Raw genomic sequence first — 15207 nt, forward strand, 5'->3', positions numbered from 1 at the left:
TTAGGATCCCTAAGATAGCACTGCGTTCCGCCTGGTCCAACGCCCCGGGCATGAACGGCCCGGTCGGGGGAAGGCCGGCTCTTTCGTCACCGAGGCAGGAGACCCGGGATGCGAGCCGTCGTCTACACCGACGTCCGGACCGTCGCGGTGCGGGAGGTGCCCGACGCGACGCTGGAGGCGGAGACCGACGCGCTCGTGCGCATCACCTCCACCGCGCTGTGCGGCACCGACCTGCACATGTACGACGGACGGACCGGCGCCACCCCCGGACTGGTGCTCGGCCACGAACCACTGGGCGTGGTGCGGGAGGTGGGCCGGGCGGTGCAGACGGTCCGGCCGGGCACCCGGGTGGTGATCCCTACGCACCTCTTCTGCGGGACGTGTGTGATGTGCGCCCGAGGTCTCTCGGCTGCTTGTCTGCGGGCCCGGGCGGAGGGGCCGGGCGCGGCGTACGGCTACGCCGGGATGGGCCCCTACCGCGGTGCCCAGGCCGACCTGCTGCGCGTGCCGTGGGCCGACGCCAACTGCGTACCCGTGCCCGGTGAGCCGGGGGACGGGTACGAGGACGACTTCGTGCTGCTGGCCGACGCGTTCGTCACGGGGTGGCACGCCGCCGCCACCCTCGCCGGGGTCGAGCCCGGTGACACGGTGGCCGTCTTCGGGGCCGGCACCATCGGCCTGCTCGGCGCCTACGCGGCGCTGCTGCGGGGCGCCCGGGTCGTCTACTGCGTCGACGGCATCGACGCTCGGCTCGACAAGGCCGGGGAGATCGGTGCCGTACCCGTCGATTTCCGCCGGGGGGATCCGGTCGAGCAGATCCGCGCGGACCGGGCGCGGGTGGGGCTGCCGCTCGGGGAGGAGAAGCTCGGCGGGGTCGACAAGGTGATCGACGCGGTCGGGTTTCAGGCCCGCGACCGGGAGCGCCCCGACCGGGAACGCCCGGACCAGGTCATCGCGGACGCCGCCCGGCTGGTCAACCCCGCCGGCGCGATCGCCGTCGCGGGCGTGTATCCGGAGAAGGACCTGCGCCCCGGACCAGGCGCGGACGCCCACGAGGATCTCGTCGCACCGTGGGGGACGCTGTTCGCCAAGGGCGTTGCCGTCCGGTTCGGCCGCACCCACGACCGCCGCTACACCGTGCTGCTGCGCGACCTGGTCGTCGCCGGTCGCGCCCGGCCCAGCATCGTCGTGACCCACCACGGCACCCTGGCCGACGCGCCGGAGTTGTACCGCCGCTTCGACCGCCGGGACGACGGGGTGATCAAGGCGGTGCTGCGCCCGGGGTGACCGGTCGGCACGGGCGCGGGCCGGAGCCAGATGGCCCCCGATTCGCCCTTAAGGGATGTTAAGTCACGGACCCGCCCCCTGGTGGCGGCCCTGAGGCGACGATCCTTGTCGATCCGACCTGGCGATTGAGGCGCGGGTCACATCGCCGGCCGGGGGTCGTCGGGGCCGTCCCGGGCGCGGCGTGGGTGCGGCGGCCCGCTCACGGTCACTCGATGGTGGCGGGGGCGCGGCGTGGCACCCCTTCTCCGGCCTGCCACGGATCGTGGCTGGTCGTGGGCCTGTCGAGGAAGATGGGAGCCGGGTGTGGTGTTGTCTCCATTTGACAACGTTGCCACCGACGGGCGAAGGTGCCGGGAGGGGCTGCGGAGGCGGCTGTGACAGGCGAAAACTGTGCGTCGTCGATATTGCCGGATTGTTACATTTTCAACAGTCCCTCGCCTTGCGGATGGCCCTTCGGCCGCAATACGTTGCCGACAACAACAAAACCAAGTGAAGGTTCAACCTTCCGGAGGCAACCGATGACGTTGGCGAGGTGGTACGAGCGATGAGCAACGTGCCGACCCTCCTTGAGATGCGCTCCATCACCAAGGAGTTCCCCGGAGTCAAGGCCCTCTCCGACGTCAACCTGGTGGTTCGCGCCGGTGAGATCCATGCCATCTGCGGCGAGAACGGTGCGGGCAAGTCCACGCTGATGAAGGTCCTCAGCGGGGTCTACCCGTACGGCAGCTATGACGGCCAGATCGTCTACCAGGGGTCGGAGACCAAGTTCTCCGACATCCGGGCCAGCGAGAGCGCCGGAATCGTGATCATCCACCAGGAGCTCGCGCTCATTCCGGGCATGTCGATCGCCGAGAACATCTTCCTCGGCAACGAGCCGCGCAAGCGGGGCGCGATCGACTGGAAGGCCGCGAACCGGATGGCGCTGGACCTGATGGCCCGGGTCGGTCTCCAGGAGGACCCGGACACCCTGATCAAGGACATCGGTGTCGGCAAGCAGCAGCTCGTGGAGATCGCCAAGGCGTTCGCCAAGGACGTCAAGCTGCTCATCCTGGACGAGCCGACGGCCGCGCTGAACGAGGCGGACTCCCGGCACCTGCTGGACCTGCTGCGCGGCTTCCGCTCCCGCGGCATCACCTCGATCATGATCTCGCACAAGCTGAACGAGATCGAGGCGATCGCCGACCAGATCACCATCCTGCGCGACGGCCGGACCGTGGAGACCCTCGACGTCAAGGCGGACGGGGTCGACGAGGACCGGATCGTGCGGGGGATGGTCGGCCGTGAGCTGGGCAGCCGGTTCCCGGACCACACCCCGAAGATCGGTGACGTCTTCTTCGAGGTCCGCAACTGGAACGTCCGGCACCCGATCTCCGCCGACCGGCAGGTCTGCAAGAACGAGAGCTTCGTGGTGCGCCGCGGCGAGATCGTCGGCTTCGCCGGTCTCATGGGCGCGGGCCGCACGGAACTCGCGATGAGTGTCTTCGGCCGCTCCTACGGGGTGTACGAATCGGGCACCATCATCAAGGACGGCAAGGAGATCGTCCTGAAGTCGGTCGCGGACGCGATCGACAACGGCCTCGCGTACGTCAGCGAGGACCGCAAGGCGATCGGCCTCAACCTGCTCGACGACATCAAGACGTCGACGGTGGCCGCCAAGCTGTCCAAGATCCGGCACCACGGCGTCCTGAACGAGGTCGAGGAGTACCAGGCGGCCGAGGCGTACCGCAAGGAGTTGCGGACCAAGGCCCCGACGGTCGACGAGGGCGTCTCGAAGCTCTCCGGCGGCAACCAGCAGAAGGTCGTGCTGGCGAAGTGGATGTTCACCGACCCGGACCTGCTGATCCTCGACGAGCCGACGCGCGGCATCGACGTCGGCGCCAAGTACGAGATCTACGGCATCATCCAGCGGCTCGCCGACCAGGGGAAGGGCGTCGTCGTCATCTCCTCGGAGTTGCCTGAGCTGATCGGGCTCTGCGACCGCATCTACACCGTGTTCGAAGGCGCCATCACGGGCGAGATCGCCCGGGCGGACGCCACCCCGGAAAACCTCATGAAGCAGATGACCTCGACGAAGAAGATGGCCACACGATGAGCCGATTGAAGGACCTTCAGAAGAACCTGTTCGGAGGAACCACCTCCAACGCTCGCCAGTTTGGAATGATCTTCACTCTGGTGGCGATCGTCCTGATCTTCCAGATCTGGACCGACGGGCTGACCCTGCGGTCGGACAACCTGATCGCGCTGTTCCAGCAGAACTCGTACATCCTGATCCTGGCCATCGGCATGCTCATGGTGATCGTTGCCGGGCACATCGACCTCTCGGTCGGCTCGGTCGCCGCCTTCGCGGGCATCCTGGTCGCCAAGTCGATGACCGAGTGGGACCTACCATGGCCCGCCGCGATCGTCTTCGGCCTCGCCATCGGCGCAGTCATCGGCGCCTGGCAGGGGTTCTGGGTGGCCTACATCGGGGTGCCGGCGTTCATCGTCACCCTGGCCGGCATGCTGCTCTTCCGCGGCGGCAACCAGTTCATCGGCAACGCGCAGAGCATTCCGGTGCCGGAGGGCTTCCGGGACATCGGCTCCGGCTTCCTGCCCGAGTTCGGGCCGGACACCGGCTACAACAACGCGACGCTGCTGCTCGGCCTTGCCGCCGCGGCTGCCGTGGTGTGGCGCGAGCTTCGGGCCCGCAACACCCGGCGGGCCATGGACGCCGACCCGGCGCCCATGTGGGTCTCGATCCTGCGGATGGCCATCATGGTCGGGGTCATCGCCTTCGCCTCGCTGCGCTTCGCCAGCGGTCGGGTGGGCACCAGCTTCCCGATCTCCGGCATCATCCTGCTGCTCCTGGTCATCGCGTACTCCTTCTACACCCGCAACACGGCCGGTGGCCGGCACATCTACGCGGTGGGCGGCAACTCCCGAGCGGCCGAGCTGTCCGGTGTGAAGCTCAAGCGGGTCAACTTCTTCGTCATGATGAACATGTCCGTCCTGGCCGCGCTGGCCGGCATGATCTTCGTGGCCCGTTCGGCGGCCTCCGGACCGCAGGACGGCAACGGCTGGGAGCTGGACGCGATCGCCGCGGTCTTCATCGGTGGCGCGGCCGTCGCCGGCGGCATCGGCACCATCAGCGGCTCGATCGTCGGTGGTCTCGTGATGGCCGTGCTCAACAACGGCCTCCAGCTCCAGGGCGTGGGCACCGACAAGGTCCAGATCATCAAGGGCCTGGTCCTGCTGCTGGCCGTCGCGATCGACGTCTACAACAAGAGCCAGGGGCGCTTCTCCATCATCGGGAGCCTGATGCGGCCGTTCCGCCGCGAGGACTCCGCTCCACCCGCCTCACCGCCGGACGCGGAGCGCGAGCCCGCCAAGGCAGCGGTGTCCAGCTGACGGTCACCGACCCTCACCACCCCGTTACACATCCAGAAAGGCAAGTCCTCACCATGCGTAAATTCTTCGGCACGTCGGTGGTCGCCATCAGCGCCGCCGCGATGCTGGCCCTCGCCGGTTGCGGCTCCGGCCGTGACGGCGACTCCGGTTCCAAGGGCGACGCCGCCAAGGGTTTCCCGGCCAACTCGCTGATCGGCGTGGCCCTCCCGGCCAAGACGTCCGAGAACTGGGTCCTCGCCGGTGACCTGTTCACCAACGGCCTCAAGGAGGCCGGCTTCGAGGGCAACGTGCAGTACGCCGGCGCGTCCACCACCGTGGCCGACCAGCAGGCGCAGATCACCTCCATGGTGACCAAGGGCGCCAAGGTCATCGTCATCGGCGCGACCGACGCCGCGCAGCTGTCGACCCAGGTCGCGGCGGCCCACGCCGCCGGTGTGAAGGTCATCGCCTACGACCGGCTGATCACCAACACCCCGGACCTCGACTACTACGTCGCGTTCGACAACTTCAAGGTCGGCCAGCTCCAGGGCCAGGCCCTGCTGGACGGCATGAAGGCCAAGAAGCCGAACGGCCCGTACAACATCGAGCTGTTCTCCGGCTCGCCGGACGACAACAACGCCGGTGTCTTCTTCGACGGCGCGATGAGCGTGCTCAAGCCGGAGATCGACAAGGGCAACGTGGTCGTCGCCTCCGGTCAGAAGGAGGTCAAGCAGACCGCCATCCAGGGCTGGAAGGCCGAGGGTGCGCAGGCCCGCATGGACCAGCTGCTGACCTCGACGTACGGCAGCAAGGAGCTGGACGGCGTCCTCTCCCCGAACGACACGCTGGCCCGCGCGATCCTGACCTCGGTCAAGGGCGCTGGCAAGCCGATCCCGGTCGTCACCGGCCAGGACTCCGAGGTCGAGTCGGTCAAGTCGATCGTCAAGGGTGAGCAGTACATGACGATCAACAAGGACACCCGCAACCTGGTGAAGGAGACCATCAACATGGTCAAGGCTCTCCAGGCCGGTGACAAGCCGCAGGTCAACGACACCAAGTCGTACAACAACGGCAGCAAGGTCGTCGACACGTACCTGCTCCCGCCGGTCGCCGTCACCAAGGCGAACGCGGCGGAGGCGTACGCCACCGACCCGAAGCTCGCGCCGCTCACCAAGTAATCACCGCACGGTAGGCAGCAAGGCCGATGGGTCCCGGATCTCCTCTTCCGGGACCCATCGTCGTCCGGACTGCCCCGCGCCACCCGGCACCGACCCGGAAGGAGGTCTGACCGTGGCAACACCCGTCCGGTCCAGGCCCGCCGGCGTCGGACGCCAGACCGAACCTCCGCTGCCGTCGGTCCCCGGCGCCAGCCAGGAGGAGATCCGGCGGCAGAATCTCGGCGCCGTGCTGCGCTACGTCCACGTGCACGGGCCGACGTCCCGGGCCGAACTGACGAGCCGGCTCGGCCTCAACCGAAGCACCATCGGCGCCCTCGCGGCCGACCTGGTCGCCGGCGGCCTGGTCACCGAGGAGGCGCCGACCACCGCCCGCCGCGCCGGCCGGCCCTCACTCGTGGTCAGTCCCCGCTCCGACCGGGTCTACGCCCACGCGTTGAGCATCGACGCGGACCGGCTCCGTGCCGCCCGGGTCGGCCTCGGTGGGCAGATCCTCGATCGGCGGGAGATCCCGCGACCCAGCGGCCTGTCGGCGGTCGACGCCGTCCGGCCCCTCGCCGACCTGGTCCGGGACATGGAACGGTCCGTGGCCACCGACGCGCTGCTGGTCGGCGGTGCCGCCGCGGTCACCGACACCACGCGTGGCCAGGACGGCCGGATCCGGATCGCCGGCATCGACGAGACGCTCGGCATCGCGCTGGAGGCGGAGTTCAGCGGCGGCCCCGGTTTCGTGGCCGGTGACCTGGCCGACATCGCCGGGCTGGCCGAGCACGTCCGGGGCGTGGCGGTGGGCATCGACGACGTCATCTACCTGCACGGTGACCTGGGCATCAGCGCCGGCATCATCGTCGGTGGCCGGCTGGTGATCGGTCACCGCGGTCACAGCGGCAAGGTCGGCCACATGGTCGTCAACCCGAACGGCCTGCCCTGCGGCTGCGGCTCACGTGGCTGCTGGGAGACCGAGATCTCCGAAGCCGCCCTGTTGCGGCACGCGGGCCGGGACCCGAGCGACCGTGCGGCGGTGGCCGAGGTGCTTCGCGCGGCGGCCGACGGCGACCGAACCGCGCGGGCCGCCGTCGAGCAGGTCGCCGGGTGGCTCGGCTTCGGCGTGGCGAACCTGGTCAACGTGGTCAACCCCGACGCCGTGGTGTTCGGCGGGTCGCTTCGCGACATCTTCACCGCCGGAGCGGACGTCGTCCGCGAGCGGTTGGACACCATGCCGCTGCCGGCCTCCCGCGAGCACCTGCGCCTGCGCGCGGCGGCACTCGGCCGCGACGCCGTCCTGATCGGGGCGGCCGAGCTGGCCTTCGACAAACTCCTGGCCGACCCGCTGAACGTCGGCGTCGCGGGCCAGGTCGGGACCACCGAGCCCGCGTAGCCGCGACCGCCCCCCGTCGGCGAACCGTCAGGGACTCGGCACCTCTTCCACCACGCTACTGCCGCTGCCCGGCCGGGACTCCCAGGACCAGGTCTCGTGCAGCCGGACCCGGCCGTCGGGCAGCACCGACACCTCCGAGACGCAGTGCCCCGAGGACGTCTGACCGTCGGCGTTGAGCTGGACGTACCGGAAGTCCAGTCGGTCGCCCTCCCGGGTGCCGACGAGGTGGCCGCGCCGAATGGACCCGCCGGCGTACTCGGCCCACACCTCGCCGGCCCGCTCGTGGTACGTGAAGACGGTCTGCGTGCCCACCTCACCGGTCACCACGTCTGCCACGGCCCGGAACCGCCGACCGTCCACGGAGATCGAGATCGTCATCTGCCGAACCTAGTCGACGCATCGTTCCCGTATCTCCTACCGTATGTTGTACGGTAGCGCGGTTGACGCCTGCGGAAGGGGAGCGCTGTGCCGACAAGAGGTGACGCGATAGTGGCGGACGGGCTGCGTAAGCGGTATCGGGACCGCTACGCGCTGGACGGCTTCGACCTGCGGGTGCGACCGGGGACGGTGTGTGGCCTGCTCGGCCCGAACGGGGCCGGCAAGACCACCTCGGTACGGATCCTGTCCACCCTGCTCCGGCTGGACGAGGGGCGTGCCGAGGTCGCCGGGTTCGACGTGACCCGCCAGCCCGACGAGGTGCGCTACCGCATCGGGTTGGTGGGGCAGCATCCCGCGCTCGACGAGGCCCTGAGCGGCCGACAGAACCTGGTGCTCTTCGGCCGGCTGTTCCATCTGGGTCGCCGCCGCGCCCGGCAGCGAGCGGTCGAGCTGCTGGACCGCTTCGGTCTCGCCGACGCGGCCGAGCAGCCGGTCAGCACGTACTCGGGGGGCATGCGCCGCCGGCTCGACCTGGCGGCCGGCATGATCCTGGCCCCCGCGGTCCTCTTCCTCGACGAACCCACCACCGGGCTGGACCCGCGGGGCCGTAACGAGGTGTGGGAGTCGGTCCGGGAGTTGGTGCGCACCGGCACCACCGTGCTGCTCACCACCCAGCACCTGGACGAGGCCGACCAACTCGCCGACCGGATCTCGGTGGTCGAGGCCGGCCGGGTGATCGCCGAGGGCACTCCGGACGACCTCAAGACCCGCCTCGGTGGCGACCGGATCGAGGTGGTCGTCGCGGCCCCGGCCGACCTCGCCGCCGCCGTCGCCCAGGTGCGCCGGGTGGCCGGCGACGAACCGACTGTCGACGTGGACCGGCGGATGGTGAGCGTCCGGGTGGGTCACCGGGCGGGCGCGCTCGTCGACGTGTTGCGGGCGCTGGACGCCGAGCACGTACCGGTGGCGGACGTCGCACTGCGCCGCCCCACCCTGGACGACGTGTTCCTGCACCTCACCGGGCACCGCACCCGGACCGCCGAGGAGGTGGCCGCATGAGCGCGGTGAGTACGCCGGTCCCGGGGGTGGACCTGACGCCCGGCCGGCCCGCCCTCCTGGCCGACAGCGGCACGCTGATCTGGCGCGGCCTGGCCCGGTGGCGACGCGACCCCGGCCCGCTGATCGCCTCACTCGGCTTCAACATCCTGATCGTGCTGATGTTCGCGTACCTGTTCGGTGGCGCGTTGCAGGTCCCCGGCGGTGGCAGTTACCGGGAGTTCCTGATGCCCGGCATGTACGTGATGACGATGGTGTTCGGCATCAGCCTCACCACGATCGCCGTCGCCGAGGACCTGGAGCGAGGGGTGACCGACCGGCTCCGGTCGATGCCCGTCGCGCCGCTGGCCCCGCTGGCGGCGCGGGCCGTGGCCGACATGTTGTTCGCCGTGGTCACCCTCGGGATACTGCTGCTGACCGGTCTCGCCATCGGCTGGCGGGCGCACGGCGGGGCCGTTGCCACGCTCGCCGCGGTGGGGCTGATCCTGCTGCTGCGCTTCGCCCTGATCTGGGTCGGCATCTTCCTCGGGCTGGTCACCCGTGGGCAGACGGCCGTGGTGGCCGTGCAGACCCTGGAGTTTCCGCTCGGCTTCCTCTCCAACGCGTTCGTCGCACCGTCCACCATGCCCGCCTGGCTCGGTGCGGTGGCCGCCTGGAACCCGCTGTCGGCGACCGTCGGCGCCACCCGGGAGTTGTTCGGAAACCCCGGCTGGGGTGGTGACTCCTGGGCGGCGCAGCACTACCCGTTGCTGGCGGTGCTCTGGCCGGTCGTCCTGGTCGCGGTCTTCCTGCCGCTCTCGGTCGCCCGCTACCACCGACTGGCCGGCTGACCCGCCCGCCGGACCGGCCCGGTGGTCGACCCACCGGCGCGGACGGGTGATCGCCGAGCCCCTGTGGCCCGGCGATCACCCGTCGTCGACTACGCGATCCGGCGCACCCGGCGGATGGCGAGGTAGAGCAGGAGCAGGGCCAGGGCGACGAAGATGCCCGTCTCGATCCCCTGGAACAGCCAGAACCGGTCCGCCGGCTGGTACAGCTGCCAGTTGTACGCGCCCGGCTCGAGCCCCAGCTCCGCACCGCAGACCCGACCGTCCGGCCCCTTACCGCCCGGGGGGCACTGGATCCGGCCGCCCTCCGAGATCACCGTCCCGTCGGGGTTCCGGATGCCCTGGGCGAGGACCCAGTTCCCCCGACTGATCTCCGGTGGCCCTTCCCCCTCGGTCGAGAAGGTCTGGGTCAGGGCCGGCTGGTAGTGCCGTCGGGCCAGCAGTTCCACCGCCGCCCGTACGCCGATGTAGCCGGCGAGGGTGATGCCCATGGCGGGCAGTATCCGCTTCCAGACGGTGCCGGCGAAGACGCCGAGCGCCACGGCGAACAGGGTGTATCCGATCGGGACGATGCCCTGCAGGTCGAAGACGATCATGCCGAGCCGGCCCTCGAGCACGGACTTGGTGAGCGGGTCGACCCACCAGGACATGCCCAGCCCGTAGACCGTCGCGAGGACCAGGACGGCCCCGCTCACCAACCCGAACTTCACCAGGGCCCAGCGGGTCCGGCCGACGCCCTGGGTCCAGGCGAACCGGTGGGTGCCGTGCTCCACCTCGCGGGCGACGAGCGGCGCGCCCCAGAACAGGCCGAGAAGTGCCGGCAGGGTGATCAGCAGTACGGCCACCAGAGTGAGGCTGCCGTACTGGTTGCCGAAACGCCGATAGCCCGCATCGCACGTCTCCCGGGTCGTCTGCGCCACATCGGCGCGGGCGAGTTGGCTGGCGCAGTCCGTCAGCCCGAGGTCGGCGTAGGTGTTCCGCATGGCCAGGCCGATGGGCACCAGCAGGGCGGCGAGCGCCACGAGCCCCAGCAGGGTGTAGAGCGCCTGCTTGCGGTGTTGCCGCCAGGTCAACCAGATCATGCTGCCACTCCCCACTCGCTGTGCCGGGTCTGCGTGGTGCCGTCGGCCAGGTAGGCCAGCACGACGTCCTCCAGGCTGACCTCGCGGACCGTCCAGGCCGGGTCGGTGACCGGGCCGTCGGTGCGGACCAGCAGCGTGGTCTGCCGGTCGGTGTGGCTGGCCCGGACCACGGCGGCGACGCCCCCGATGACGCCGCCGTCGTGCCGGGGGCCGACCAGTTGGCGGTGCTCGGCGACCACGTCGTCGACCGCGCCGGTGAGCTGCACCTGGGCGGAGTTCAGCACGATCAGGTAGTCGCAGACGCGCTCCAGGTCGGCCAGCAGGTGCGAGGAGAGCAGGACCGTGGTGCCGGATTCCGCGACGCTGCCCATCAGCGACTGGTGGAACTCCCGTCGGGCCAGGGGGTCGAGGCTGGCCACCGGTTCGTCGAGCAGCAGCAGCCGGGGCTGCTTGGCCAACGCGAGGGCGAGCGCCACCTGGGCCCGTTGACCGCCGGAGAGTTTGCCGACCGGTCGGTCCGGCGGAATGCCGAGCTGTGCCAACCGCTGACGGGCCAGCGTGGCGTCCCACCGTCTGTTCAGCTTGCCACCGGCGATGACCAGCTCGGCCGCGGTGAAGTCGCGGTAGAGCGGGGTGTCCTGGGCGACGAAGCCGATGTCGGCCAACCCCTCGGTGTCGCCGTAGGGGGATCTGCCGAAGACCCGGACCGCGCCCGCGTCGGGCTTGAGCAACCCGACGGCCAGGTGCAGCAGGGTGCTCTTGCCCGCGCCGTTCGGCCCGACCAGCGCGGCGATCCGCCCGGCCGGCAGGTGTAGCGAACAGTCCCGCAACGCCCAGGTGCTGCCGTACCGCTTGCCCAGCCGGTCGGCCTCCAAGACCATGTCCATCCTCTGTCCTCTCGATCCGGCTGCGCCCGCGGCTTCGTGGGGGAGCAGCCCTTGCTTCGGTGCCTGGTGGTTCGCTTGCCGCGCACGCTCAGGCGGGCTCCTTCTGCGGGGCGTCGTCGGCGAGGGTGGCGCGCAGCGTGGTCTCCACCAGGGCGATGACGTCCTCGGCCGTGAGGCCCGCGGTCTGCGCGCGGTGCAACCAGGCGACCAGGTCCTCGCGTAGCTCGGCCTGGTTGGGCAGGGACGCGCCGGCCAGGGTGCGCTGGACGAACGTGCCCACCCCGGGTCGGCCGCCGACCAGACCCTCGATCTCCAACTCGCGGTACGCCTTCAGCACCGTGTTCGGGTTGATCGCCAGTGACTGTGCGACGTCCCGGACCTTCGGCAACTGGTCGCCCGGCGTCAGCAGACCGACGCGCAGAGCCTGCTTCACCTGCTGCACGAGCTGCATGTAGGTGTTCACCTTCGACCGGCTGTCCAACACGAACTCGATCACTCGCGATGATCCTTCCTGTTGTCCTACGACAGTAGGACTAATAGACAGCTTCATCGGTGCCCCCGCCGCTGTCAAGTTCGCGGCGCGTCGCGATGGATCCGGCGCGTCGGTCCCGGTGGCACCAGCGGGCCAGAGGTTGGCACCAAGGGGCCAGCAAAACGGGAAGGGACCGGCACGAAATGCGTGTCGACGGATGAGGTGTTCGATGGTCACCAACGACGTGGCGACGTCGACAGCGACTCCACTACAGGTGGCTCGCGCCCGGGGGCGGGTACGCGGTCGACTGATCCTGCTCGGTCCGGCGTTCGTCGCCGCCGTCGCCTACGTCGACCCCGGCAACTTCGCCACCAACTCCGCCGCCGGTGCCCGGTACGGCTACCTGCTGGTCTGGGTCGTGGTGGTGGCCAACCTGATGGCGATGCTGGTGCAGACCCTCACCGCCAAGCTGGGTCTGGCCACCGGGCGCAGCCTGCCCGAGCTGTGCCGGGAGCGGCTGCCCCGGCCGCTGAACCGGCTGATGTGGGTGCAGGCCGAGTTGGTCGCCATGGCCACCGACCTGGCCGAGGTGATCGGTGGCGCGGTCGCCCTCTACCTGCTCTTCGGCATTCCGCTGCTGCCCGGCGGGCTCATCATCGGCACGGCGGCGTTCGCCGTGCTCGCCCTGCGCTCGCGTGGGTTCCGCGCCTTCGAGATCGTCATCGCCGTACTGCTCGGTGTGATCGTCCTGGCCTTCGCCGCCAACCTGCTCGCCTCCGGCTCCGACCCCGGCTCCGCCATGGCCGGTCTGGTGCCTCGGCTCCAGGGCACCGACAGCGTGCTGCTGGCGGCCGGCATCCTCGGCGCCACCGTCATGCCGCACGTCATCTACGTGCACTCCGCGCTGACCCGCGACCGCATCCCGGCCACCGACGACACCGAGCGTCGGGTCCTGTTCCGGGGTCAGCGCACGGACGTACTGCTCGCCCTGAGCGCGGCCGGCGCGGTGAACCTCGCCATGCTGCTGATCGCGGCGGCCAGCTTCCGCGGCGGCGGTCCGGGTGGCGCGGACAGCCTGGAGGGTGTGCACGCCGGGCTCGGTCAGAGCATCGGCACCGCCGCGGCGTTCGGGTTCGCCGTCGCCCTGCTGGTGTCCGGGCTGGCCTCCACGAGCGTCGGCACCTACGCCGGTGAGGTGATCATGCAGGGCTTCCTGCGGCGGCGGGTCCCGCTGCTGCTGCGCCGGCTGGTCACCCTGGTGCCGGCCCTGGCCGTGCTCGCCATCGGCCTCGACCCCACCCGAGCCCTGGTCCTGTCCCAGGTCATCCTCAGTTTCGGCATCCCGTTCGCGCTGATCCCCGTGGTTGCCTTCACCCGGCGCCGCGACCTGATGGGCAACCTGGTCAACCATCCGCTCACCACCGCGGCCGCGTCGCTGGTGGCGGTACTGGTGGTCGCGCTGAACGCCTTCCTGCTCTGGCAGGTGACCGCCGGCTGAGCCGGCGTGGCCGGCTGAGCCGGCCGGTATGGCGTGGCCGGTTGGCTGCCCGGGGCCGGGTGACCGGACGGGCGCCTATACCTGTGGGTCATATTTATGACTCACAGGTATAACGCGTGATCGGGATCGTGTCAGGTCGGATCCGACGCGGCCGGCGGCAATGGGTGCGGTCAGGTGCGCCGGCCCTCGTCGCGGGTTGAGATCTCCTGGCGCTGTTCCAGGGCGTCGGCCGGGTTGGCGTCGGCCGGCAGTGACGTCACCTCTTCGAGCGTGCCCGCCGGTAGGGCGCCCTGCTCGGCCAGGTCGGCCTCGGACGCCTCCGGGTCGACGTCACCCGACACCCGGTCCGGCGGCCCGTAGTCGACGGCGTCCTGTCGCTGCTCCTGGGCGTCCGCCTCCGGGGGAGGAAACGTCTCGCCCTGGTCATCCCGGTACGTGCTCATCGGAGCCTCCCACCCGGCGGGTGTCGACGTGCCGCCGGGCCACTGCCTACCCCGCATCGCGGAACTCAGACCTGCCGCCTGGGTCCGAGCCGCTGGCAACGAGTGACCGGCCGGGGTGCCGTTTCCTCGACGACAGGCCCGGCCACGTCCCCGCGCTGACCCCGCCGGTGGCCCGGATCGGCCAGGATGGGCAGGTGGCCCGGGGCGCGGCCGCGACGAGGAGGGTGGGCGATGCGGGTACGCGGGCGGTTGACCTGGGGGCGACGTGCCGGTGCGGGCGCGGCGCTGGCGGCGCTGCTCGCCGGCGCGGGGGCGCCGGCCATCGCACTGACACCGGCAGCGGCGGCGGGTGCGGCGGCGGCCGGGACGCCCGTGTGCCAGGTGCGCGACGACCGGCTCCGTGAGATCTCCGGGATGGTCGCCACCGACGACGGGTACGTCATGATCAATGACGGTGCCGACGACGAGGCCCGCCGCCGGATCTTCTTCCTCGACGAGCGCTGCACGGTGGTCCGGGCGGTGGCCTTCCCGTCCCGGCCCCGCGACACCGAGGACCTGGCCATCGGTCGCGACGGCACCGTCTGGGTCGCCGACATCGGCGACAACGACCACTCCCGGCCGACGATCGCCATCTGGCGACTCGCTCCCGGAGCGGACCAGCCGGTGCTGCACCGGATGACCTACCCGGACCGCCCGCACGACGCGGAGGCGTTGCTGCTGGACGCGTCCGATCGGCCGCTGATCATCACCAAGGGCGGCAGCGGCACCGTCTTCCTGTACGCCCCGACCGCCGCGCTGCGGCCGGGGGCGACGACGCCGCTGGCCTCGGTCGGCCAGGTGACCCTGCCGACGACGAGCACCAGCAACCCGTTCTCGTTCCTCGGACGGGGTGTGATCACCGGGGCGGCGAGCGCACCGGACGGGCGTCGGGTGGTGCTGCGCAGCTACGCCGACGCCTTCGAGTACGACGTGCCCGATGGCGAGGTGGTCCGCGCGCTGACCGCTGGCACCGCGCGGGTCACCCCGTTGCCGGACGAGCCCCAGGGTGAGTCGGTCACCTACAGCCGCGACGGCAGGTCGTTGCTCACCGTCTCCGAATCCGCCGACCAGCCAGCGGGCACCCGCCCGACGATCCTGCGCTACCCGACCACGGACGGACCGGCCACCGCCGCGCGTCCGACGGGGTCCGCCGCGTCGGTGTTGCCCACCCTCGTTCGTCCCATCGCCGAGGACACCACCGGCCTGAGCCGCCGGACCTGGGTGCTGGCGGCCGGCGCCGGCACACTCGTGGCGCTGCTCGGCCTGGCCGGCGTACTGCGCTGGCGGCACACGGCGCGCCGGTGAGCGAACGCCGGCGG

Annotated in this window: 14 protein-coding genes; 9 read left to right on the plus strand and 5 right to left on the minus strand. The window is 70.7% G+C overall.

Going from position 1 to position 15207, the window contains the following annotated elements; all coding sequences use genetic code 11:
* Window positions 1-108: 108 nt before the first annotated feature.
* From AB0C25_RS22565 to AB0C25_RS22585, 5 genes are all read left to right on the plus strand, one after another.
* Entirely contained in the window at window positions 109-1287 is a 1179-nt protein-coding gene (locus AB0C25_RS22565; protein WP_357376084.1) for an alcohol dehydrogenase catalytic domain-containing protein, read from the plus strand.
* Window positions 1288-1831: 544 nt separating this feature from the next.
* Entirely contained in the window at window positions 1832-3379 is a 1548-nt protein-coding gene (gene mmsA / locus AB0C25_RS22570) for a multiple monosaccharide ABC transporter ATP-binding protein (protein WP_357376086.1), read from the plus strand.
* Window positions 3376-4674, plus strand: a complete 1299-nt coding sequence (mmsB, locus tag AB0C25_RS22575) for a multiple monosaccharide ABC transporter permease (RefSeq protein WP_357376088.1) — start codon at window positions 3376-3378, stop codon at window positions 4672-4674. The genes mmsA and mmsB overlap by 4 nt, the downstream gene beginning before the upstream one ends.
* Window positions 4675-4727: 53 nt before the next feature.
* Entirely contained in the window at window positions 4728-5831 is a 1104-nt protein-coding gene (locus AB0C25_RS22580) for a sugar-binding protein (protein WP_357376090.1), read from the plus strand.
* 169 nt (window positions 5832-6000) lie between these two features.
* Window positions 6001-7206: an ROK family transcriptional regulator gene (locus AB0C25_RS22585; protein WP_357376371.1), complete on the plus strand. Its 1206-nt coding sequence runs from the start codon at window positions 6001-6003 to the stop codon at window positions 7204-7206.
* Window positions 7207-7233: 27 nt separating this feature from the next.
* Here the strand turns inward: AB0C25_RS22585 and AB0C25_RS22590 are convergent, their stop codons facing one another.
* Window positions 7234-7584 (minus strand): hypothetical protein, encoded by a 351-nt coding sequence (locus tag AB0C25_RS22590; RefSeq protein ID WP_357376092.1) that lies wholly within the window; start codon window positions 7582-7584, stop codon window positions 7234-7236.
* An 87-nt stretch (window positions 7585-7671) separates the two neighbouring features.
* On the opposite strand from AB0C25_RS22590, the gene AB0C25_RS22595 reads away from it, so the two are divergent.
* Together AB0C25_RS22595 and AB0C25_RS22600 are read left to right on the plus strand one after the other, a co-directional pair.
* Window positions 7672-8643 carry an ATP-binding cassette domain-containing protein gene (locus AB0C25_RS22595; protein WP_357376094.1) on the plus strand — a complete coding sequence of 324 codons (972 nt, stop codon included), beginning with the start codon at window positions 7672-7674 and terminating at the stop codon, window positions 8641-8643.
* Window positions 8640-9470, plus strand: a complete 831-nt coding sequence (locus AB0C25_RS22600; protein WP_357376096.1) for an ABC transporter permease — start codon at window positions 8640-8642, stop codon at window positions 9468-9470. The genes AB0C25_RS22595 and AB0C25_RS22600 overlap by 4 nt, the downstream gene beginning before the upstream one ends.
* Window positions 9471-9559: 89 nt before the next feature.
* Here AB0C25_RS22600 and AB0C25_RS22605 read toward each other — a convergent pair whose 3' ends face one another.
* From AB0C25_RS22605 to AB0C25_RS22615, 3 genes are all read right to left on the minus strand, one after another.
* Window positions 9560-10549, minus strand: coding sequence for a transporter (locus tag AB0C25_RS22605; protein ID WP_357376098.1), 990 nt, complete (start codon window positions 10547-10549; stop codon window positions 9560-9562).
* Complete coding sequence (locus AB0C25_RS22610; RefSeq protein ID WP_357376100.1) at window positions 10546-11436, minus strand: ABC transporter ATP-binding protein; 891 nt, start codon at window positions 11434-11436, stop codon at window positions 10546-10548. The genes AB0C25_RS22605 and AB0C25_RS22610 overlap by 4 nt, the downstream gene beginning before the upstream one ends.
* 88 nt (window positions 11437-11524) lie before the next feature.
* Window positions 11525-11932 carry a GntR family transcriptional regulator gene (locus AB0C25_RS22615; protein ID WP_357376102.1) on the minus strand — a complete coding sequence of 136 codons (408 nt, stop codon included), beginning with the start codon at window positions 11930-11932 and terminating at the stop codon, window positions 11525-11527.
* Window positions 11933-12137: 205 nt separating this feature from the next.
* Between AB0C25_RS22615 and AB0C25_RS22620 the strand changes: the two genes are divergently transcribed.
* Window positions 12138-13406 (plus strand): Nramp family divalent metal transporter, encoded by a 1269-nt coding sequence (locus AB0C25_RS22620; RefSeq protein WP_357376105.1) that lies wholly within the window; start codon window positions 12138-12140, stop codon window positions 13404-13406.
* A 170-nt stretch (window positions 13407-13576) separates the two neighbouring features.
* Here the strand turns inward: AB0C25_RS22620 and AB0C25_RS22625 are convergent, their stop codons facing one another.
* Window positions 13577-13849, minus strand: a complete 273-nt coding sequence (locus AB0C25_RS22625; protein ID WP_357376107.1) for a hypothetical protein — start codon at window positions 13847-13849, stop codon at window positions 13577-13579.
* 231 nt (window positions 13850-14080) lie between these two features.
* Here AB0C25_RS22625 and AB0C25_RS22630 point away from each other — a divergent pair, with 231 nt between their 5' ends.
* The gene (locus tag AB0C25_RS22630) at window positions 14081-15193 is read left to right on the plus strand and encodes a hypothetical protein (protein ID WP_357376109.1); all 1113 of its coding nucleotides are present in this window, start codon (window positions 14081-14083) and stop codon (window positions 15191-15193) included.
* Window positions 15194-15207: the final 14 nt, after the last annotated feature.

Origin of the sequence: Micromonospora sp. NPDC048839 (assembly GCF_040649915.1) — a bacterium.
In the GTDB taxonomy this organism is placed as follows: domain Bacteria; phylum Actinomycetota; class Actinomycetes; order Mycobacteriales; family Micromonosporaceae; genus Micromonospora.